We start from the raw sequence: 20287 nt of genomic DNA on the forward strand, positions 1-20287 counted from the left end.
CAAATTATTAAGATTAATAATCTTCTTAGTATCACCTTAATCTTTAGGGAAGGGCTAATGTAAAGGTAAGAGGTCGATTGGATTATACTAACGAGAGCTGAGTCATACTTAGAACGATGTATTTTAAGTCTCATCTCTGTGGTTTTTATATTATTTATATGAAACTAAGAGCGTCTTTTATCCATTATTATGATATTAAATAGCTAATAAGTTTAGGTCAATTACTCTATAAAATTGAAGATTTATCGTATTATTACTATCACATCGGAAACCTCATGTTTCTTACTATCTTATCAGGTTAATCAGAGTTTTCATTAGTGTATAAATTACTACTCTTATTGGTTCTACATAGGTCGAAAACTGTATAGTTGTTTGTTGTTTTTTATTTAACCATATGTTTTTAAAGTTATTTTATTTTTCACGCCGAGCTTTTTGGTGAGGTTTTGCCTTAATCTTGGTCTTAGTTGTGTGTTGGGGCTATATCAGTAGATACAATTAACTCAATTGATTGCGCTCGTTCTGTTGTGAAGTGTGACTAATAGAAGGTTATTCATTCTTCACTCGTTGCCTCTAAGTTTAGAGCCTTATATAGACGTTTAGTGGAATATAAGATTATAAAAAATTCTATTATCAACAACGTTAGATCTAATATTATTTTGATATTTAAGTGAATATCTATGAATGAATTAATTTTTAATTAGCTTTGACTCAGATCATAGAGTTGTTTAATTAATTATACTTATCCTATCCTATCCTAGATAGGAATAGATTTTTCATATATAAAGCTTGGTCGATATTTCCTCTGATGCTATATTGAATTTATTGCTTCATTTCAACTTCATTTATTATTAAGGCGTATCATGTCCAGTAAATTTTCCACGATTACAGAGTCGAAGCGTAGCTTACATGTTCAAGTCGCTCGTGAAATAGCACGCGGAATTCTATCTGGGCAGTTAGCTCAAGGAACTATTATTCCTGGAGAGATGGCTTTATGTGAGCAGTTTGGTGTGAGTAGAACGGCTCTGAGAGAAGCGGTAAAATTGCTTGCTTCGAAGGGATTGATAGAGTCGCGTCCTAAAATCGGTACTCGAGTGATGGAGCGTTCTAGCTGGAATTTCCTTGATTCACAGTTGATTGAATGGATGGATGGATTAATGGAGACCAAAGAATATTGTGAAAAGTTCTTAGGTCTTAGAAAAGCACTTGAGCCCGAAGCTTGCGCATTAGCAGCGATAAATGCGACGTCAGAACAACGGATCGAGTTATCTGAAACGTTTCAGAAGATGAGCGCATTGTCAGAATCTGAAGTGTTTAATCAACAGGAGTGGATTGACGTTGATATTCATTTCCACAGTCTTATTTTTAAATCAACGGGAAACCTCTTTTATTTACCGTTCGGAAATGTGTTTAGTACCATGTTTGTTAACTTTATTGCGCACTCTTCTGCAGGAGGAGAGTTGTGTTTTGGTGAGCATCGCCGTATTTATGAAGCAATCATGGCGGGAAATGCAGATAAAGCACGTGAAGCCTCTGCAAACCACCTTTCAACTGAAAATCATCGACTCCCTGTCATGCAATAAAGAGTAGAAAAACAGCTGGTTTTAATTGTCGTGCGTTGGGAAAGCTTGCTTAACAATATGGCTTTGATTGATAATAGTGCTAAGTAAATTTGGTTAGCTTAGGAATTAAAAGTCATGGCATGGACGACGTATTTTCATCCCTTACGCAAGCTACATAGAGCAAGACAAAAAGCGAGGAATAATGAAACGATTCCTGATTTTTTAAGCGCTAATATAAATTGGGATTGCCCTCATTTAGATGAAGATGCTAAAGATCTTGAATATATCTGTTTGGATCTGGAGACCACCGGGCTAGACCCTAATCATGACACGATAGTGAGTATTGGCTGGGTTGTGATTAAAAACTATCATATTGACCTCTCTAGCAGTGTGCAAATGTTGGTGAAAGACAGTGCTAAGGTATCGAAAGAATCGATCGTTATTCATCATTTAACACCAGAAATGTTATCTAATGGCTATACACTTGATGATGCAATGGAAGCCTTTTTTACTCAAGCGCAAGGAAGAGTGATTGTTGCTCACGCGTGCTTTGTTGAGCAAGGGTTTCTCGATCGATATATTAATCATAAATTTGGGTTACCTTCTTTGCCTATGGTTTGGCTTGATACGTTAGGGCTTGAAAAAAGGCTGTGTCAAAGTATTAATAAGGATTCAAATTTCGATCTTCGTTTATCTTCAATTCGAGAAAAATATGGACTTCCAGAATACAATGCTCATGGAGCTCTGATTGATTCCATATCCAGCGCTGAGCTATTGCTAGCTCAAATAAAACGAGTATTTGGTAATCGAAAACATTGCTTCGGTCGGTTATATAGAATCAGTCATGGCCACTAACGAGATATACATAGTAACTTGTCTCTAGGTTCAAGTTAAATTACCTAGGGCAGGGTATTTTCTTTGATAACGTTTTTCCATACTTTCGTTGCCCAATAAACCACCTTGATGAATGTAAATCAAGGTGTGACCTGAATGCTGCTCCAGCCATGGCGTTAGTGCTTGCCACATTAACGGGTCATAAAGTAAATCAAATTCCACTTCAGTTTCGTGTTTTAATTGCTCCCAAATTAGATAATCCTCAAGATACAGCTTACCAAAATGATGCTTCGGTTTGCCTGATAAAAGGGTCGGATAGTGTCCACCTTTTAATTCTCTAAATTGGTCTATTAGGTAATCGTTACCTCCGACACAGGCACAGGTGAGTACGTCGATATGATGAGGTTTTAAATACTGTTGCAAAAAGAGCGCTGTTGTACCTGTGCCTGAAGGTAGCGCAATCACAGGGTTTTTAATCGAGTTTTGAGTAATCCAATCTACAAGCTCTTTGCCCAACACCTCGACGCCCATTTTAGCCATGTGTGAACGACCACCTTCAGGGATACAAAGTTTGTTTTTGTCTTGAGAAAAATTATGTTCGATATATTCACTCGGGTGTTGCCGATTTGGGTTTAGGCTAGAATCGGAGAGATCAATAATCTTGGCGCCAAGTTTCAACGCAGCTGCATAGTTTCCAATCGGTGTTTGCTGCAACCACAATGGAATTCGGCTAACATAAAACTTTAGAGAAACGTGTTTGATATGGGCAAGCGCTGCCAATGAAAAGAAGGAATTCGCCTGGGGTGAACCGTAACCAATAATGCAATCTACTTGGCTAAAATCATAGGTAAGTAATTCACTGAACTTTCGGGCTTTATTTCCTGAAAATAGAGGATGAAGTAAATCATCTCGCTTGAGATAAAATTCTCTACCTTCAAATGAATGCTTAGTTACTGGGCTTTGGCTTAATTTAAGTGACATTCACAATGGATTACGTCATGGAGTGTATTTTAATGCTACTGGCAAATTAGCGAGATTTAAACAAAAAAATACCGAGGAAAATGTTCCTCGGCAGAATATAAGGTTAACAAGAAAAAGCAGCGTATACAGGGATTCAGTTATCAATCTTGCGAACATCTGACGACATCATTTCTGTTACAGAGATATAGACTGTGCTATTTACAAACAGTTCCAATCTTTTTGTATTTTTTCGCATATTTGCTCAAGTAATTTCGCGAAAACGAAAATGAATGGCATTCTAGAGATCCAACCACTCACAATTTTACGAAGATATTTAAGAAATAAGGTGAGATTTGCTAGGGAAACTTTTATTCTAGCTAAGATTTTTTAAAGGAAGTTGAATATGATAATCAAACCTAAAATTCGTGGTTTTATTTGTACAACGACTCATCCAGTTGGTTGTGACGCGAATGTAAAAGAACAAATTGAATATACTAAAGCTCAAGGCGAGATTAAAAACCCACCGAAACGTGTTTTAGTTGTCGGCTCTTCTAGCGGTTACGGTTTATCGTCACGAATCGCAGCAGCATTTGGTGGCGGCGCAGCCACTATTGGCGTTTTCTTTGAAAAAGCGGCAACGGAGAAAAAACCGGGCACTGCTGGGTTCTACAATACGGCAGCTTTTGATAAATACGCTAAAGCAGAAGGATTGTATTCTAAGAGCATCAATGGTGATGCATTTTCCAATGAAGCGAAACAGAAAGCTATTGAGTTGATTAAAGAAGATCTTGGTCAAATTGATATGGTTGTTTACTCGTTAGCTTCACCAGTGCGCAAAATGCCTGAAAGCGGAGAAGTCATCCGTTCGTCATTGAAGCCTATTGGAGAAACCTATACTGCAACTGCAGTGGATACTAATAAAGATGAAATCATCACGGCAAGTGTAGAACCAGCGACAGAGCAAGAAATCGCTGACACTATCACCGTTATGGGTGGCGAAGATTGGGAGCTTTGGATTAACGCTCTTGACGAAGCAGGTGTACTTGCTGACGGTTGTAAAACAGTCGCTTATAGCTATATTGGCACAGAGTTAACTTGGCCAATTTATTGGGATGGTGCTCTAGGGCGCGCTAAAATGGATCTCGATAGAGCCGCAGCCGAATTAAATGATAAATTATCTGACAAAGGTGGTTCAGCGAATGTTGCTGTATTGAAGTCAGTGGTGACTCAAGCAAGTTCTGCAATTCCGGTAATGCCGCTATATATTGCAATGGTATTTAAGAAAATGCGTGAAGAGAGCGTCCATGAAGGGTGTATGGAGCAAATTTACCGCATGTTTAGTCAGCGCTTGTATAAAGCGGATGGTACCAGTCCTGAGGTTGATGACAAAAATCGTTTACGCTTAGACGATTGGGAATTGCGCGATGATATTCAACAACATTGCCAAGATTTATGGCCTCAAGTGACGACTGAAAATCTTAAGTCGTTGACGGACTATGAAGCGTATAAAGAGGAATTTCTAAAATTATTCGGCTTTGGCGTTGAAGGTGTGGATTACGACGCAGATGTTGATATCGCGGCAAAATTTGACGTTATAGATTTATAGTCAGAAATTCTTGTAAGTTAAAAAATGCGCTCAATTTTGAGCGCATTTTTTTGGTTTTTATTCACTGATTAGTCGAATAGACCTAAATTTTCTTTAGCGTAGGCTTCAAACTCAGTACAGCCTCCAACATGGTCTTGATCAACAAAGATTTGTGGCACGGTATTCACAGGTTTGCCAACGGTTTTTTCTAGGTCAGCTTTACTAATACCTTCAGCCTGAATATCAACGTAGCGATAGTTAAAATCATCACGTTTTTCCTTTAGTGTTTCCGCGTGGTCTTTTGCACGAACACAGTATGGACAACCAGGGCGACCAAAAATCACTACAAACATATCTCTCTCCTTATTCTTTTGTTGCCGTAACTATGCCTTATCCCTCATAGAAATGAAAGTAAGTTTTATCTCTTGTTTTAATAGCTAAAAGCTATGAAAGAAAAAGTGTTGTTGTATATGGAAAAGTTAGAGTGAGGAGTGTTACTAATAAGATAGAGTTATGTATTTACGGCTGTGAAATGATAAGAGGAACGTAACAGGTCCCTCTTTCATCAAGAAGTTAGCTGATTATTCGTAATGGGATAATTTATCAAAACGAGATTCTTTCAACACATCTTTGACTCGTTTTAGGTTTTCTCTAAACCCAGAGCCACGACGTAATGTAAATCCTGTCGCTAATACATCAATCACAGTCATCTGAACCACACGACTTGCCATTGGCATGTATACATCAGTATCTTCTGGAACATCTAAGCATATTGAAAGTGAGCAAGCTTTATCAAGAGGTGAGTCTTTAGATGTTATGGCGATTACTGTAGCACCATTCTCTCGAGCAAGATCGGCTATTTCAACCAAGCTTTTGGTTCGTCCAGTGTGTGAAATCAAAACAATAACATCGTTGTCGCTGCAATTGATACAGCTCATACGTTGCATAACAATATCTTCAAAGCAAGAAATAGGGATGTTGAAACGGATAAATTTATTCTGGGCATCTCTAGCTACAGCTGAGGATGCTCCAAGGCCAAAGAATGATACTCGTTTAGCTTGCGTGAGTAGGTCAACAGCGCGGTTAACTTGAGCGTGATCCAAACTGTTTTTAGCGACATCTAAACATGCCATTGTCGACTCAAAAATCTTTTGAGTGTAGGCATCTGGGCCATCATCTTCTTCAACGTTACGGTTTACGTATGGTGTTCCATTAGCGAGGCTTTGGGCTAAATGCAATTTAAAGTCAGGAAAACCTTTTGTATCAAGACGACGACAAAAGCGGTTTACAGTAGGTTCACTAACATCCGCCATTTTAGCAAGTGTCGCAATACTCGAATGAATGGCTGTTTGCGGCGCACCCATAATTACTTCTGCAACTTTGCGTTCAGACTTACTGAAATTTTCTAAGTTTTTTTGAATTTTTTCTAAAGTATTCATCGTATTCACACAAGTAATTTGTCAATTTCGTAAGCAAAATGAGAGATAATTATCTCTTCTAACCGTTTCACTAATTTTGCCATGATCACTGAACAAGTATAAACCTAAGTCTCTTGGTTTCTGTAGTAATTAGAAATAGTAAATGATAAGAATATGACTATCATCAAACAAAATTTCACATAAATTTCAGTGATTAGTATAAAAGTCGCATCTTTGAGTAAAACCTTCAACCGTTTTGTTTATTTCATTACAAGAAAAAGAAAGTTACTTTCAAATTAACGTTGAATAATCGCATATGAAAGGTCAATTATCTTTCCTAATAATATAGGAGCGGCTTTGGCTATTTCTCTCTGCTCTTGCAAGATTGATGAAAGAACAGTGCGTGTCGTTAATGGGTTGGCCAATACGACGCGAAATACGACAGTATCGAGCTTTGTCCAGCGAATTGGGTTGAGTTGGGTACGCGAAACAAACGATTTACCTGACTCTCTCTGACGCTTTTGGATAAAGACACAAAGCTCATTGAGTAAATGGTTCAGGGTACGTTTGTCTTCAAGGAGAGCGATTGAGAGTGCCTGACAAGCGACCTCCGGCAGGTAGCGGTAAGTAAGGATGCATAACTCTGGTTTTGATACCAACTCGAAGTCTTGTTGTTGTTTGATTAACGATGAAAAATAGTGCGCTTTCTCGATGCTTTCGTCGATCAACAACTGATAACCTTGTCGACTAATGATGTGCATGCTGGCATAAACAAGCATCGCCATACCCGATCGAGAGCCTTCTAAAGTGCGGCTCCCTAAGTCTTTTGAACCTTCGCGCAAAATGTATTTTGCATGATGTTCGATAACATCCATCGCACTTGGGTCTTTAAATATGACCATTCCCGCACCCATTGGAATATACAGTTGCTTATGGGCATCAAGAGTTACAGAGTCGGCCAGTTCAATTCCATCTAATATCGCTCTGTGATGGTTCGACATTAATGTCGCTCCACCCCATGCCGCATCGACGTGGAAGTGGCACTGGTATTTTTGACAAAGCAATGCGATTTCTCGTAGAGGATCGACATTTCCTGTTTCGGTTGTACCGGCTACACCAATTACGGCAAAAGGCTTAATATTTTTTTCTTGTAGCTCGAGAATTTTTTCTTCCAGCGCACTAGGAATGATCTTGTTATTTTCATCGGTTTTAATCGCTATTATGCTTTCTTGACCCAAACCTAATAGGTCGACCGATTTTTTCAACGAGTAGTGACCACGCTCAGAGACTAAAATAGCGAGATCGTTATACCCATAATGCTTAATAGCTCGAAATAACCCTTCTTTTTCGACACCGGTAAACTCACCGTCTGGGCGTAGTGCGTTGTTACGTGCTACCCATAAAGCGGTAATGTTGGCAATCGTACCACCCGAGCAAAATGCTCCTAGTGAATGATTAGTGCTATGCATCGATGAAGAATAGAATGCATCATCCTGTTTATAAATCAGGCCATGAATCATTCCTAAAACTTGGCGTTCAAGTGGTGTGAATGCTTTTGATGTTTCGACTTTTACAAGGTTTTGATTTAGCGCAATCATAATTTTTGACAAGGGCATGAGGAAATAGGGCAATGCCGAGGTCATATGACCAATGAAGCTGGGTGACGAGGTATGAACGGAATGCGCAACTAGCTTTTCTAATAAATGTTGAGTGTGTTCAGAGACAAATTCAGGAATTTCAGGAATATGGGGGCTTGAAAAGTCTTGCTCTATTTCGGAAAGAGGCTTTTCTTCAGCTACAATATGTCCACGCAAGAAATCATTTAGATTTTGCGAAATCTCTTCTTCAATTTTTGTTAGGGTCGAATCGGGACCTTCAGGCACTGTAAAAATGCGCAGTAAACTCTGAAAGTTCGCTTCTGCTGTTTTATTATCTGAGACCATGGAATTTGTAACAGTATCTAATTCTTACTAGCGGGACAATCTAAACGAAAACGGGACGAATGTCCCGTATTAATTCTGTGTCTAAAAATCTACATATTTATAACATTTTTATTTGCATGGGCTCTGTTCAATGAGTTCCATTTTTTCATTGTATTGACTTAATGCAGTATCAATTTTTTTCGGGTGACTTAAGAGCTCAGCAAATGCAGAGCGTAAGTCATAATTTTTCTCGTGTGGTGTTGATTGACGATCATTAAACGTTTGTTTTGCCAAAGCTCCAATTTCATCATCACGCATTGAAAGTTCTTTGACGTCAGATTGTTCCAGCTGTAGCCACGATTCTATTGAACGAGAAGTCGAAATTGATTCAGGGTTATTATGTAATGCATCATGAACAACGGCGCGGCTTAATTCAAAGTGGTGTTTACGGCCTTCCAAAAACCATTCAGAAACGCCAGCAAGGTCTGGGTACTCACTAACAGTGATCGTGGTGAGATCTTGGTACCAACTCAGAGAAGCATCAATGTAAGTATCGTATTGTTGAATTTCACATTCTTCAATGCTTTGAGCACTAACGTTGGAAATCAGAATAAGAGGTAGCAGACTGATGAGGGAAAGACGTTTCATTATTCAACCTTTATGTAGCGAACGGTAATATTAGTATTTGTTAATTATCTTAAATGATCTAGCAGAATTACCAACAATTTCTTAACTAAAATGTTAATCGTGGGATCTAGGCTGCAAGGGAAAGAAACATTAGCATAAATAGCGGTACGCAGATACTGAGTAAAAAGCCGCTAACAATTGCGATAGGAACGCAGTTTATACCACCATTTAATTGAATGATAGGTAACGTAAAGTCCATAGCGGTCGCACCAGCATAGCCGACTCCAGTTAACGGACGACGACGGATGAGCACGGGCAAGAGTACTAGTGCGACCATTTCTCTACCTAGCTCTAACATGAAAGATGCAGCGCCCATTAGTGGGCCAAGCTCTTTGCCAATCAAAATACCAGAGAGGGAGTACCATCCAAATCCTGATGACATTGCAAGAGATTCATACAAAGGGATACCTAAGAAATAACCTGCAAAACTGCCCCCGATCCAAGACGAAAAAATGACAATAAGCGCAATTTTTAACCCATTAATATTGAGTAGAATCTCTCGTAGTGACAGGCCACTTGCTCTCAGCTGAATTCCGATTAGTACGAGCAATAGAAATAATGCCCACTCCATACCTGAGTTCACCCAATGCCAGTTAAACGGCAGGGTAAAGGCAATGATAGCACCAGAAACGACCGTCAAAATGAGAAAAATAGAATCCTTGAACATTGCCATTCTTGCGGATGTTTTACTTTTTCCATTGGTGACAATTTTTGTTGTTCGATCTAACCAAGGCAGAAACAACAGGTTGACGATAGAGATCGAAATAAAAAACGTAACACTAATGATCACGACTTGAGAAAACTGATGAGAAAAATCATCTAAAGTTGAAAAACTGACACCCAACAAGCCAAGCATTAGATAGATCAGAATCATAACTGCACGATTCACTATCTGATTAAAACTAGAAGAGCCTTTGGGAATTAAGTAGCCCCCTAATAAAGGCGCAAATATAAAGACGAGATCAAACAACATTTCGATTTAAAAACCAGTGCTATTTAGTATATCTCGAACTGCGATATCAAATTCAATGTCAGTTAAATTGCTTAACTCGTAGAGGACTTCCGCTCCTGCTGTATTGATTTCTACTTCATGTTGCTCATATTGCTCATCTTGATTACGAAACAACAAAAGGTGATAAGCAATTTTTGCAATGTCGAGATAAGAAACCGGTACATCGTTATTAGCAAGAGGCTTATTCCGAGCAACACTTAAAAAATCTTGATCAAATCCCCATGTATTTAACACCTGATAGCTTGCATTGGGGCAGGCTGTTTCGAAAATGCGAAGGGATAATTCGCTATCAATATAGTTCCCTTTTTCCAGGTAGAGATGATATTCACTAAGTATGCAAAATAAGCCGATATCTGCCAGAAGCCCGACAATTAAAGATTTATCATGTTCCAAATACGCGTATTTCTTAGGATCTATTTGTTGAAATTGGCGTGTCACTAAAACCATTACAGCACCAAGTTCTCGGGAATGAATCGCACTATCACGAAGTAGTTTGTCGCATTCAGCATCTAGCTGGATAGAGTACTTTATTTGTTCAATGGATTGAGCCGTGACAATGTCGCGTACTCGCATTATTCCAAGGCGTGAAACGGCAGTGTGGATATCTTTAAACTCAATTCCACGTCGATTAAAAATAACAGAATTCGCGATACGCAAGACAATTGCGGTAAGACTTGGGTCATCTATTAAACAGTCCGCAACGTCCTTAACCGTTGTTGTTTCAATTGTGCAGAGTCGCTGAATATCTAATACCACACTAGGAATAGGGGGCAGGATGAATTTCCCATTATTAATGGAGGTATTTAGAAAGTGAGAAAATTCATTCTCTACTGACTGATACACAGCTTGTTTATTTTCTGGAAGCCAAAAAAAAGATACGTGATTCATAGCATTATCGATTACAGATTCATAAATACAGTCTAGCAACGTCTGAAGCTATTCGGCAATGACTATTCAATAAATGTGACATTTTATCAATATATTCACTTGTGATGAGAAGATGTTCGCATTTGTTGTTTTTGGTTGCATAGATTTTAGGTGCGTATGCGCTTTATCTCATTTGGAAGACGAATGATTATAATTTTAAATGGTATAAGGATAAATGATAGCAGAGGCTGATGGTTTCGTTATTAATCCACTAAATCAACATGTTAATCTAACCGAGGTGTTTATGATAATAGACAGGTTCTTTCAATTACTCCTTGATGTTATTTCAGAATGTAGTACGAAGTCAGTATTTGGAAATATAGGTGTATTTTACCGTGGAGCAATGTTTGCTCAATTTGACAATGACAAAGTATATGTCCGTGGTGGTCCCACACTGGATCACAAATTCAAACGTATGGGGTGTTCGACTTACATTCACGTAAAGAAGCAATCGAAGTCGGCGATGAACTATTACGATATAAGCGATCATATCGAAAATGACACTTCTACCATTAAGGAGCTTGTGGTTGATTCATGTCATTGGGCGTATGAGGAACAAATTGAGCGTGATACTGGGAAAATGACTCAGTTGAGACATTTACCTAACTTAAACCATACTCTGGAGAAAAAATTAATAAGTTGTCAGATTAACACGGTAGAAGACTTACATAATTTGGGTGCGGTAAAATGTTATATACGGTTACAGGATCGTTACCCTTATGCTCGCGAAACCTATGATTGGCTTTGGAGGCTATATGGTGCGATACATCGTATGAATTGTGCACTTATTCCTGAAGAGGAAAAGAAGATTTTGGTTGAAGAGTGTAATAAAATCTTATGGGATAGAAATGATTAATGAATAAATAAATTCGGGAAATGCTATTGATGCATTTCCCGAATAGATATAACTAGAGAATATTTGCTCGTTTAACGCTTAGTATTTGAAACGAGCAGTGAATAAAATTGTGCTGTCGTCGATTCTATCGTAGCCGTTAAATTGAACACTTGCGCCAATCGAGAATAACTCTGTAGAGTGGAAGCGGCCATAGGCGCTTGCTACCCAGTCATCCTCATCATCAATAGTAATATAGCCAGCGTTACCACCCACTTCGAGTTGCGGACCTAACCATTGACGTACACCAAGGTTCAATTCCATACCGGTTTCTGAATCATTACTCGCAGAACCTTCGAAATCAAGAAAACGCAATTTCATTTCACCGGTAAAATCTGCCCAGTTATTGATTGGTGCGTGAAATGCGAGTCCAGCAGAAATATCGTAATCATCATCAAATTGAGAATCAATACTGGCAATAATATGAGCATTTGGGTGAACTGAACGACTGAGCCCCGCACCATATGTTGTTGGGCTTACACCAATACGAGCTTCGACATAATCGTAGCTAAAATTACTCATTACAGAGGGACTGCTGGGATCGATCGCAGCAAATGAAGAGCAAGAAAACAATGCTATTGAAGCCAGACTAAGAGTTTTGCGCATATTGAAACCTATTCACCTTAAATATTATTAAGTTGGAACTATTTAACGTTAACAACAAAAGATCACTATAATATATGTACTTAGCAGATCTATGCCAGAACAAAAGTGTCAGTATTTTGTCGAATACCTAGTATTTCACTGATATACGACATCATTCTTTTGCTTTTTCCTATAATTAAGCAATTTAGATGCCATGTTAATACGTAATTCAATTAGTCATTGTTCACTTTTTATTCTCCAAAGGAGGTGCGTTGGGAAGACATTGCATTTAACAGCGCCTGTTTGTCCAAAATTGGCAACCAAGGCATAAGGTCCGCTTCATGTTTAATTACATATTGTGTGAGTTGCTGTTTCACCACCTCTCTCAACTCATCTCCATTCCAAGGTTTACCAATATAAAAATCAATGCTTGCGTGATTGATGGCATCCACCGTGTCGTCGAGTCCAGCCTGCCCGGTTAATAGAAGTTTGCGACTATTTTCGTCGGCGACAGTTAATTCTATTAAAAATTGAATTCCATTTTTTTTGGGCATTATATGGTCACATAAAATCAGCGCCAATGGGACACCACGCTGCTGGTAGTCGTCAATAACGTGTTGTGCTTCAATAACCGATTCAGCAGATTCTAGATAGAAGAATGATTCGAAACACTCCAAGTCCTGGCTAACACTATCCAAGACTTCACGTTCATCATCGACACATAAAATAAGATGTTTGGTTTGCATAATCATTCCTCTTCCTGTTGTTTAGCAACCGAGTGATTAATCGGAAGGGTGACACTCACTTTTGTTCCGGTTCCCACACTTGAATCCACGTCAATCCAACCTTGATGCTGTCTAACAATTTGTTGGCATACAGAAAGCCCAATTCCGAGGCCGAAATTACCTTCTTTTTTGGTGGTAAAATTGAGATCGAAAATTTTCTCTTGTAACTCTTTTTCTATACCACATCCATTATCAGCGATAGAGATTTCAACGAAGTCGAGTTGATCATAATTAACCAATTGTGACGTTACGTGTATTTCCCCGTGAGTACCTCGAATTGCATCTAATGCGTTTGCGACCAAATTCGTCCAAACTTGCTGCAATGCATTTGGCTGTATTAAGAGGGTTGGAATGGGTTGATATTCCTTTGTCACGGCATGATGCTTTAACTGATTTTCAAAGATGGTTAAAGTATCTTCAACACCTTCAAGGATATCCGTTAGATAATATTTTTCGTCGTCTTCGCGCGCGTAGCCTTTTAAGCTCTTTACCATATTGGCAATACGTTGTGCGCAGACTAAAATTGAGCGTAACGAACTTCCTGTCATTGCAAAGCTTTCGAGCTGTTCCAACTGTTTTTTTGCCTGCTCAGGGCGTTTTTTCGCGAGTTCGATTATTGGTTTATTGTTCTCTAATCCAAGTCTCACCATTTTCTTGGCCGTTAACCGATCGTTGATTTGAGACTCTAGCAACTTTGTTTTTTCTCGAGCTACAGAAGTAGACACGGGCTGACTTTTTAAACAGTGATTTAACAGTTCTATGCCTTGTTGATGATGAGTTTCGTTGTAATCTGATTCTAAAATTGTATTCAGTTTCTCACTTAATGTATCTGCGCCACGTAAGATAGCTGAAACTGGGTTGTTAAGTTCATGAGCGACGCCGGCGACTAACTCACCGAGTATGGCCATTTTTTCATGATCGACCAGTTGTTGTTGAGCCTGTTCGAGCGACTCGAAGGTTTTTTGTAATTCGAGTTTGGTCGTTATGCTGCGTTGAAGACGGCGGTTAAAATGGCGTAAGAGTAAGTTGGTAAATAAAGGCAGTAGATGGGAGTTTGAATGCATGACTTTGCCAAAGACTTCCCGGTCGAGTTTAATCACATGAGTTTTTGTTAGCGTGACTCCGGTAGAGAAAGAGGCTTCGCCAGTGACAAACGACATGCCTCCCACGAGGTTTCCTTTTTGATGTCGGACGACTTCTCTTTGTTTTCCTGATTCATCTTTTTTGTATAACGCCACTTCACCGTTAGTTATAAACCAAAGAAACTGATTTTCCTCTCCTTCTTTGGTTAGAAGGTGGTTGGATGAATAAGTGCGACATGCGTGAGTATCGTCATCGACTCGAAAAAAATCGTACAGTGCGATAATGACATTTTCTGCGAGTTCATTATCACTCATCGTATGATAATCACTGATAAACCCTTGCCGGTAGTTATGCATCGACTTATCGATATGAGCTCTAAGTAAACGAGCTTGATCCAGGATATAGCTATAATCAAGAAGATCACTTGGTGCATGTTTAATAACAAAGGTTGTAAGTTCTTTTTGAACAGTGTTGTAGAGAGACTTTTCGGGAATCGGTGTGGTTAAACAGTGATCTAGGCGGCCTTCATTAACAATGTCGAGTATGGTTTGCAGATCTTGTCCACTGCTAATCAATAGTTTACGACTGCGTTGTGTATGAGAGTGTTTATCAAGTTGGATGAGGAAATCTGCACCATCCAATCCTTCATGGTGGCAAGCGATGACCAAAGCAACGGATTGTCCTTGGTCGTGAATGTAGCCTAGAGTTTGTGTAGCTTCGGATAATGAATCAACACAATATACGTCAAAACAGTTGGAGAAACGTGCCAAATCTTGTTGGTAGTTTTCTACATTTATTGGGTTATCATCAAGGCAGAGAATAGCGAACTTTCCCATCTGTTCCTCGCTTAACAAAAGTGATATCGAAAACTTTACCAACTATTAACACCCATGTATGAGAGCTAGGTTTTATAATAGTGTCTAAATTAGACATCTCACCTAAATATGCCTATTCTTCAACGCAATACAAAAGGTTAGGCTTGGCTAATACAAGGATTAAAAATTAATGAACGATGTAAAAAAATACACGGCGATAGCGGGTGGGGTTCTGCTGGTTGCTTGTTGGCCATTAGTTGTCGGTCAAATTGGCGAGAAATTGATACAAGATAATATTGCTCGTATCGATGACACGCGATTGAACGTTGAGTTAGTGTCCTATGATCGCGGTTATTTTTCGTCAAATGTGCTGACTAAAGTCGAACTGGTGGACCAAGATATCAAGAAGCAGTTTGAAATTGATAAATTGCCAACAGAATGGTATTTAGATTCGGCTATCGACCATAATTTGTTTACACTCGATGCGGTGACGAAATTTCGAGATTATCCAGATATTCCTTTCCAGATTACGACTCAATCTCAGTTGAGCGGAGATACACATATTGATGCCGAGTTAGATCAATTCGACTATGCCTTTAGTGATTCTAAAGATGCATGGACCCTCTCTGTTCAACCCGCCCATCTTTTGGCTGACGTAACACTCGATAAAGTGCTTTCAGCATCATTTAATATGTTAGAACTTAAAATGACCAATCAGTTTGGAGAGTTCTTTTCATTTTCTGATTTACAAAGCTCAGCTCAAGGTCAAATGCACGACAGTTTGTGGGTTGGTGATCAGTCAGCTTCGATTGCCAGCATTGAATTTGGCCGCCCAGATGAAGAAGCATTGTCAGTCACGGAAGGTATTCGTTATACATTGAATTCAAAACGTGTTGATGCGGTAGAGAACGAATCGACACCTACGCCAGCAATATATAGCAGTCATACAGTCGTTAATATCGATACCTTGATTAGCTCTGAGCAGCAATTTGATGACATTACCATCGATATTTCAGCAGGTAATATCGATGCAGAAAATCTAGGCGCTTTATTAGATATTGTCCAATCTGATAATCCTCAACAATCTGAGAAACAAGCGATCGTAGCGATTGATGCATTGGTTAATCATGGATTATTTATTAATGTAGATAAGCTGGGGTTGTCTTATCTCAATCAGCCAATCGATTCTTCAATTAAATTAAATATCGCGTCGGGTACAGAGCATATTTCACACGCACCAATGACATTACTTGGCATTTTAAATGGCGATATTTTTGTTCAAATACCCAAAGGCTTGGTCGAACAAGTACCTAATTTACAGTTGGGCATCGATCAACTGAAATCAAAAGAGTATATTGTGGAAACTGAAGCCAACTTCGAATTTACTGCCACTATCGAAGCGGGCAACATTGTATTTGCGAATGGGCAAAAGACGCCAATTCTTTCAGCCCTAATGCCTTTATTTTTGCGTTAAATATTCCCTTTATCTGAAATAGGCTGTCTTTGTCTATTTTGGGTGGTAAGTTGTATTTTAATACCCAGTTAATTTTGAATTTCAGGAGTAAGAAGTCAATGGAGCCAAAAGCTGACAACGTTTATAACTTTAGTGCCGGTCCCGCAGCATTACCGAAAGCGGTAATGGCAAAAGCTCAAGCCGAGTTTTTGAATTGGAATAATTTGGGCACGTCAGTAATGGAAATCAGCCACCGAAGTAAAGCGTTTATCAAGGTCGCTGATGATGCCGAACAAGATTTACGAGATTTACTTTCGATCCCTGATAACTACAAAGTATTGTTCTGTCAGGGTGGTGCTCGTGCGCAATTTGCGGCCGTACCACTGAATTTGTTGGGTAGCCAAACTAAGGCAACCTATATTGATGCTGGCTATTGGGCGCGTAGTGCGGTCGCTGAAGCGAAAAAATATTGTGAAATAGACTTAGTGGATGCGAAAACTGAGATTGATGGGAAAGCTGCGGTGGTTCCAGCGTCAGAATGGCCAATAGCAGCAGATTCTGCGTATGTTCACTTCTGCCCCAATGAAACCATTGATGGTGTAGAAATTACCGATATTCCTGTTACCGATAAGCCAATTGTTGCAGACATGTCATCCAATATTTTGTCACGTGAAATCGATGTGAGTAAGTTTGGCGTTATTTATGCCGGAGCACAGAAAAATATTGGTTCTGCTGGGATTGCAATTGCGATTGTACGCGATGATCTTCTAGGTTTAGCGAAAGATGTGCTACCTAGCATCTTGAACTACAAAGTCTTGTCAGAAACCGATTCTATGTTTAATACACCGCCAACTTATGCATGGTACCTTTCAGGTTTAGTGTTTAAATGGTTAAAAGAGCAGGGTGGCGTGAAAGCGATGGAAGCCATTAACAAAGAAAAAGCAGATACGCTTTATGGTGCCATTGATGGGTCCGATTTTTATCGAAATACGATCCACCCAGCAAACCGCTCACGAATGAATGTTCCCTTTCAACTGGCGAAACCAGAATTGGATGAAAAATTCCTTGAACTGGCGGAAGCTCGCGGTTTGGCCGCATTGAAAGGTCACCGAGCTGTTGGTGGGATGCGTGCGTCAATTTACAATGCAATGTCACTCGAAGGTGTTCAAGCATTAGTCAGCTTTATGAAAGAGTTTGAAGCGGAATACGCATAATTTTATTTTCAATTACATAACTTGAAATGATAAAGCGCAGTCAATTGACTGCGCTTTTTTATTGAGTATTTCCTATCAATAGACAGATTAACTCTGGCGAATGGAACGCTGGCGAACGGGCTTGCGTTTTTGGCCTCTATTTGAGTTGTCTCGACTGTCGTTACCTTGTCTGTTTCCGTTGGTATTGGCTTTACCATTGGATTTATTCTGGCTTTGACTGTTCGAAGTTGATTTGCCCTTTTTTCGTTTTGAATTGTGCGTGGACTCTCCACTTTTTTCTGCCAGTGGTTTAAATCCAGGTTGTGTCTTGGTGTGTTTCGTTGCAAAGCGATTGGCACCGTGACGACCCGATTGGCGACGTTGTGCTGGCGTGCGTTTGTTCAAATCTTCCGCAGGTACAAGGCAGTTGGGCTTATCACCAATCAAGTGGGCTTTCCCCATTGACGTCAGTGCTTCACGAATAATCGGCCAGTTTTGCGGATCATGATAACGTAATAAAGCCTTGTGCAACCGGCGCTGGCGCTCGCCTTTCGCGACCGTCACATCTTCACGCTTTTTGTATTTAACTCGTTTTAGAGGATTGGTTTCTGAATAATACATCGCGGTAGCATTACACATTGGCGATGGGTAGAAGTTTTGGACTTGGTCACATTCGAAGTTGTTACCTTTAAGCCACAAAGCGAGGTTGAGCATGTCTTCATCTTCTGTTCCAGGGTGAGCAGAGATAAAGTAAGGGATCAGATACTGCTTTTTACCTGCTTCAACACTGTACTTCTCAAACATCTCCTTGAAGCGATCATAAGTCCCCATTCCCGGTTTCATCATCAGATCAAGGGGTGATTTCTCAGTATGCTCTGGGGCTATTTTAAGGTATCCACCCACATGATGGGTTACCAGCTCTTTAACATACTCAGGTGATTCAATGGCAAGGTCATAACGCACACCTGATGCAATTAATACTTTCTTAACGCCTTTGACTTCTCGTGCTGCTCGGTACAGATCAATCGTATGTTTGTGATCGGTATTTAATTTGTGACAAATACCAGGGAACACACACGATGGACGACGACAGTTCATTTCGGCTTTTGGATCGGAACAACCTAGGCGGTACATATTGGCTGTTGGGCCACCAAGATCCGATATCGTGCCAGTAAATCCCGGAACTTTGTCGCGAATCTGTTCTAATTCATTAATGATCGATTCTTGAGATCGGTTTTGAATAATACGACCTTCATGTTCAGTGATCGAACAGAACGAACAACCGCCAAAGCAACCACGCATGATATTGACAGAGGTCTTAATCATTTCGTAAGCGGGAATCTTAGCTTTACCATAGCGAGGGTGAGGAACTCGGGCATATGGAAGATCGAAGACAAAGTCCATCTCTTCTGTGGAAAGAGGAATAGGCGCCTGATTGACCCAAAGCTCACGATCTCCGTGTTTTTGAACCAGTGCTCGTCCAGAATACGGGTTGGTTTCCAAATGAAGAATTCGACTGGCATGAGCATATAAGATTCTGTCATTTACCAGTTTTTCAAATGAAGGTATCCGTACCGCCGTATTCTCAGCATCATGTTTCGAAGGGCGAATGGTAATGGGTTGTGGTTTCGCTTCTTCCGCCTTTTTTGTTGTTTCGCACTGAGTTTCCACTTCATAAGGATTAACCGGAACATAAGCTTTGCCCGGCTTTTCAATACGAGATGAGTCGATAATACGCATCGTTTCAGGTGCTTGAGACAGCATCACTGCCGTACCCCGGATACGTGTCAGTGCTGAAATCTCTTCACCGTCAGCAAGGCGATGCGCAACTTCTACTAAGGCGCGTTCAGCGTTACCGAATAAGAGGATATCAGCTTTGGAATCTTGCAAGATAGAGCGACGTACTTTGTCTGACCAGTAATCATAGTGCGCGACTCGACGTAAACTGGCTTCAATGCCGCCGATCACAATTGGAACGCCTTTATAGGCTTCTCGACAGCGTTGAGAGTAGATTAATGTCGCACGATCTGGTCTTTTTCCACCTTCATTATGAGGGGTATAGGCGTCGTCATGGCGAAGCTTTTTGTCTGATGTGTAACGGTTGATCATTGAATCCATATTTCCGGCAGTGATACCGAAAAACAGATTGGGTTTTCCTAACGCCATAAAGCCATCTTTATTATTCCATTCTGGCTGGGGAATAATTCCGACACGAAAACCTTGGGACTCGAGCAAGCGACCAATTATGGCCATGCCAAAACTTGGATGATCGACATACGCATCACCTGTTACGATGATAATATCGCAACTGTCCCAACCGAGCTGTTCCATCTCCTTTTTGTTTGTTGGAAGAAATGGAGCGGTGCCGTAGCAACTAGCCCAGTACTGTCTGTATTCATTAATCTTCTTAATATTCATCAAAACGTCGTTTTTGCTCGCATGGCTAGAAAGTATTCAAAGCCTTATAGAATATAGGGTCTCATAAAGAGGTTCCCATCGACTGATTGTTATATAGTACAAAAATCAATCAATGAAAAAATAGCGATGGAGTTTATCACGAACTGAGTGGATTACACC

At 39.9% G+C, this 20287-nt stretch carries 17 protein-coding genes; 6 read left to right on the forward strand and 11 right to left on the reverse strand.

The genetic code is table 11. The features are described from left to right. Window positions 1–860: 860 nt before the first annotated feature. Together ACWU4D_RS00815 and ACWU4D_RS00820 are read left to right on the forward strand one after the other, a co-directional pair. Window positions 861–1580, forward strand: coding sequence for a FadR/GntR family transcriptional regulator (locus ACWU4D_RS00815; protein WP_456049470.1), 720 nt, complete (start codon window positions 861–863; stop codon window positions 1578–1580). Window positions 1581–1694: 114 nt separating this feature from the next. Then, window positions 1695–2414, forward strand: a complete 720-nt coding sequence (locus tag ACWU4D_RS00820; RefSeq protein WP_456049471.1) for a 3'-5' exonuclease — start codon at window positions 1695–1697, stop codon at window positions 2412–2414. Window positions 2415–2444: 30 nt separating this feature from the next. Here the strand turns inward: ACWU4D_RS00820 and ACWU4D_RS00825 are convergent, their stop codons facing one another. Next, window positions 2445–3374 (reverse strand): 1-aminocyclopropane-1-carboxylate deaminase/D-cysteine desulfhydrase, encoded by a 930-nt coding sequence (locus ACWU4D_RS00825; protein ID WP_456049472.1) that lies wholly within the window; start codon window positions 3372–3374, stop codon window positions 2445–2447. 382 nt (window positions 3375–3756) lie between these two features. On the opposite strand from ACWU4D_RS00825, the gene fabV reads away from it, so the two are divergent. Continuing rightward, entirely contained in the window at window positions 3757–4959 is a 1203-nt protein-coding gene (gene fabV, locus ACWU4D_RS00830; protein WP_456049473.1) for an enoyl-ACP reductase FabV, read from the forward strand. 68 nt (window positions 4960–5027) lie between these two features. Here fabV and ACWU4D_RS00835 read toward each other — a convergent pair whose 3' ends face one another. The 6 genes from ACWU4D_RS00835 to ACWU4D_RS00860 form a co-directional block, all read right to left on the reverse strand. Beyond that, the gene (locus ACWU4D_RS00835) at window positions 5028–5291 is read right to left on the reverse strand and encodes a GrxA family glutaredoxin (protein ID WP_456049474.1); all 264 of its coding nucleotides are present in this window, start codon (window positions 5289–5291) and stop codon (window positions 5028–5030) included. A 228-nt stretch (window positions 5292–5519) separates the two neighbouring features. Continuing rightward, window positions 5520–6377: a MurR/RpiR family transcriptional regulator gene (locus tag ACWU4D_RS00840; protein WP_456049475.1), complete on the reverse strand. Its 858-nt coding sequence runs from the start codon at window positions 6375–6377 to the stop codon at window positions 5520–5522. A gap of 275 nt (window positions 6378–6652) precedes the next feature. After that, entirely contained in the window at window positions 6653–8299 is a 1647-nt protein-coding gene (panP, locus tag ACWU4D_RS00845) for a pyridoxal-dependent aspartate 1-decarboxylase PanP (RefSeq protein ID WP_456049476.1), read from the reverse strand. A 108-nt stretch (window positions 8300–8407) separates the two neighbouring features. Then, the gene (locus tag ACWU4D_RS00850) at window positions 8408–8926 is read right to left on the reverse strand and encodes a hypothetical protein (protein ID WP_456049477.1); all 519 of its coding nucleotides are present in this window, start codon (window positions 8924–8926) and stop codon (window positions 8408–8410) included. 106 nt (window positions 8927–9032) lie between these two features. Next, window positions 9033–9938: a lysine exporter LysO family protein gene (locus tag ACWU4D_RS00855; protein WP_456049478.1), complete on the reverse strand. Its 906-nt coding sequence runs from the start codon at window positions 9936–9938 to the stop codon at window positions 9033–9035. A 6-nt stretch (window positions 9939–9944) separates the two neighbouring features. Then, entirely contained in the window at window positions 9945–10865 is a 921-nt protein-coding gene (locus ACWU4D_RS00860; RefSeq protein WP_456049479.1) for an HDOD domain-containing protein, read from the reverse strand. A gap of 214 nt (window positions 10866–11079) precedes the next feature. Between ACWU4D_RS00860 and ACWU4D_RS00865 the strand changes: the two genes are divergently transcribed. Beyond that, window positions 11080–11760, forward strand: coding sequence for a TfoX/Sxy family DNA transformation protein (locus ACWU4D_RS00865; protein ID WP_456049480.1), 681 nt, complete (start codon window positions 11080–11082; stop codon window positions 11758–11760). Between the two features lie 78 nt (window positions 11761–11838). Here ACWU4D_RS00865 and ACWU4D_RS00870 read toward each other — a convergent pair whose 3' ends face one another. The 3 genes from ACWU4D_RS00870 to ACWU4D_RS00880 all read right to left on the reverse strand — a co-directional run bounded on the left by ACWU4D_RS00870 (window position 11839) and on the right by ACWU4D_RS00880 (window position 15085). Further along, window positions 11839–12402, reverse strand: a complete 564-nt coding sequence (locus tag ACWU4D_RS00870) for a hypothetical protein (RefSeq protein WP_456049481.1) — start codon at window positions 12400–12402, stop codon at window positions 11839–11841. A 230-nt stretch (window positions 12403–12632) separates the two neighbouring features. Further along, the gene (locus ACWU4D_RS00875) at window positions 12633–13127 is read right to left on the reverse strand and encodes a response regulator (RefSeq protein WP_456049482.1); all 495 of its coding nucleotides are present in this window, start codon (window positions 13125–13127) and stop codon (window positions 12633–12635) included. A 2-nt stretch (window positions 13128–13129) separates the two neighbouring features. Beyond that, the gene (locus ACWU4D_RS00880) at window positions 13130–15085 is read right to left on the reverse strand and encodes an ATP-binding protein (RefSeq protein WP_456049483.1); all 1956 of its coding nucleotides are present in this window, start codon (window positions 15083–15085) and stop codon (window positions 13130–13132) included. A 169-nt stretch (window positions 15086–15254) separates the two neighbouring features. Between ACWU4D_RS00880 and ACWU4D_RS00885 the strand changes: the two genes are divergently transcribed. Beyond that, window positions 15255–16538: a DUF945 family protein gene (locus ACWU4D_RS00885; protein ID WP_456049484.1), complete on the forward strand. Its 1284-nt coding sequence runs from the start codon at window positions 15255–15257 to the stop codon at window positions 16536–16538. A gap of 98 nt (window positions 16539–16636) precedes the next feature. Beyond that, window positions 16637–17731, forward strand: coding sequence for a 3-phosphoserine/phosphohydroxythreonine transaminase (gene serC, locus ACWU4D_RS00890; protein WP_456049485.1), 1095 nt, complete (start codon window positions 16637–16639; stop codon window positions 17729–17731). 87 nt (window positions 17732–17818) lie between these two features. Here serC and ACWU4D_RS00895 read toward each other — a convergent pair whose 3' ends face one another. Next, window positions 17819–20128 (reverse strand): YgiQ family radical SAM protein, encoded by a 2310-nt coding sequence (locus ACWU4D_RS00895; protein ID WP_456049486.1) that lies wholly within the window; start codon window positions 20126–20128, stop codon window positions 17819–17821. Window positions 20129–20287 lie beyond the last annotated feature (159 nt).

The sequence above is a fragment of the Vibrio phycocola genome (assembly GCF_053850235.1).

Coding starts and splice junctions, on each gene's coding strand:
- serC (WP_456049485.1), top strand. CDS start 16,637: ATGGAGCCAAAAGCTGACAACGTTTATAACTTTAGTGCCGGTCCCGCA.
- ACWU4D_RS00815 (WP_456049470.1), top strand. CDS start 861: ATGTCCAGTAAATTTTCCACGATTACAGAGTCGAAGCGTAGCTTACAT.
- ACWU4D_RS00850 (WP_456049477.1), bottom strand. CDS start 8,926: ATGAAACGTCTTTCCCTCATCAGTCTGCTACCTCTTATTCTGATTTCC.
- fabV (WP_456049473.1), top strand. CDS start 3,757: ATGATAATCAAACCTAAAATTCGTGGTTTTATTTGTACAACGACTCAT.
- ACWU4D_RS00865 (WP_456049480.1), top strand. CDS start 11,080: ATGATAGCAGAGGCTGATGGTTTCGTTATTAATCCACTAAATCAACAT.
- ACWU4D_RS00825 (WP_456049472.1), bottom strand. CDS start 3,374: ATGTCACTTAAATTAAGCCAAAGCCCAGTAACTAAGCATTCATTTGAA.
- ACWU4D_RS00880 (WP_456049483.1), bottom strand. CDS start 15,085: ATGGGAAAGTTCGCTATTCTCTGCCTTGATGATAACCCAATAAATGTA.
- ACWU4D_RS00875 (WP_456049482.1), bottom strand. CDS start 13,127: ATGCAAACCAAACATCTTATTTTATGTGTCGATGATGAACGTGAAGTC.
- ACWU4D_RS00820 (WP_456049471.1), top strand. CDS start 1,695: ATGGCATGGACGACGTATTTTCATCCCTTACGCAAGCTACATAGAGCA.
- ACWU4D_RS00885 (WP_456049484.1), top strand. CDS start 15,255: ATGAACGATGTAAAAAAATACACGGCGATAGCGGGTGGGGTTCTGCTG.
- ACWU4D_RS00840 (WP_456049475.1), bottom strand. CDS start 6,377: ATGAATACTTTAGAAAAAATTCAAAAAAACTTAGAAAATTTCAGTAAG.
- ACWU4D_RS00855 (WP_456049478.1), bottom strand. CDS start 9,938: ATGTTGTTTGATCTCGTCTTTATATTTGCGCCTTTATTAGGGGGCTAC.
- ACWU4D_RS00835 (WP_456049474.1), bottom strand. CDS start 5,291: ATGTTTGTAGTGATTTTTGGTCGCCCTGGTTGTCCATACTGTGTTCGT.
- ACWU4D_RS00895 (WP_456049486.1), bottom strand. CDS start 20,128: ATGAATATTAAGAAGATTAATGAATACAGACAGTACTGGGCTAGTTGC.
- panP (WP_456049476.1), bottom strand. CDS start 8,299: ATGGTCTCAGATAATAAAACAGCAGAAGCGAACTTTCAGAGTTTACTG.
- ACWU4D_RS00860 (WP_456049479.1), bottom strand. CDS start 10,865: ATGAATCACGTATCTTTTTTTTGGCTTCCAGAAAATAAACAAGCTGTG.
- ACWU4D_RS00870 (WP_456049481.1), bottom strand. CDS start 12,402: ATGCGCAAAACTCTTAGTCTGGCTTCAATAGCATTGTTTTCTTGCTCT.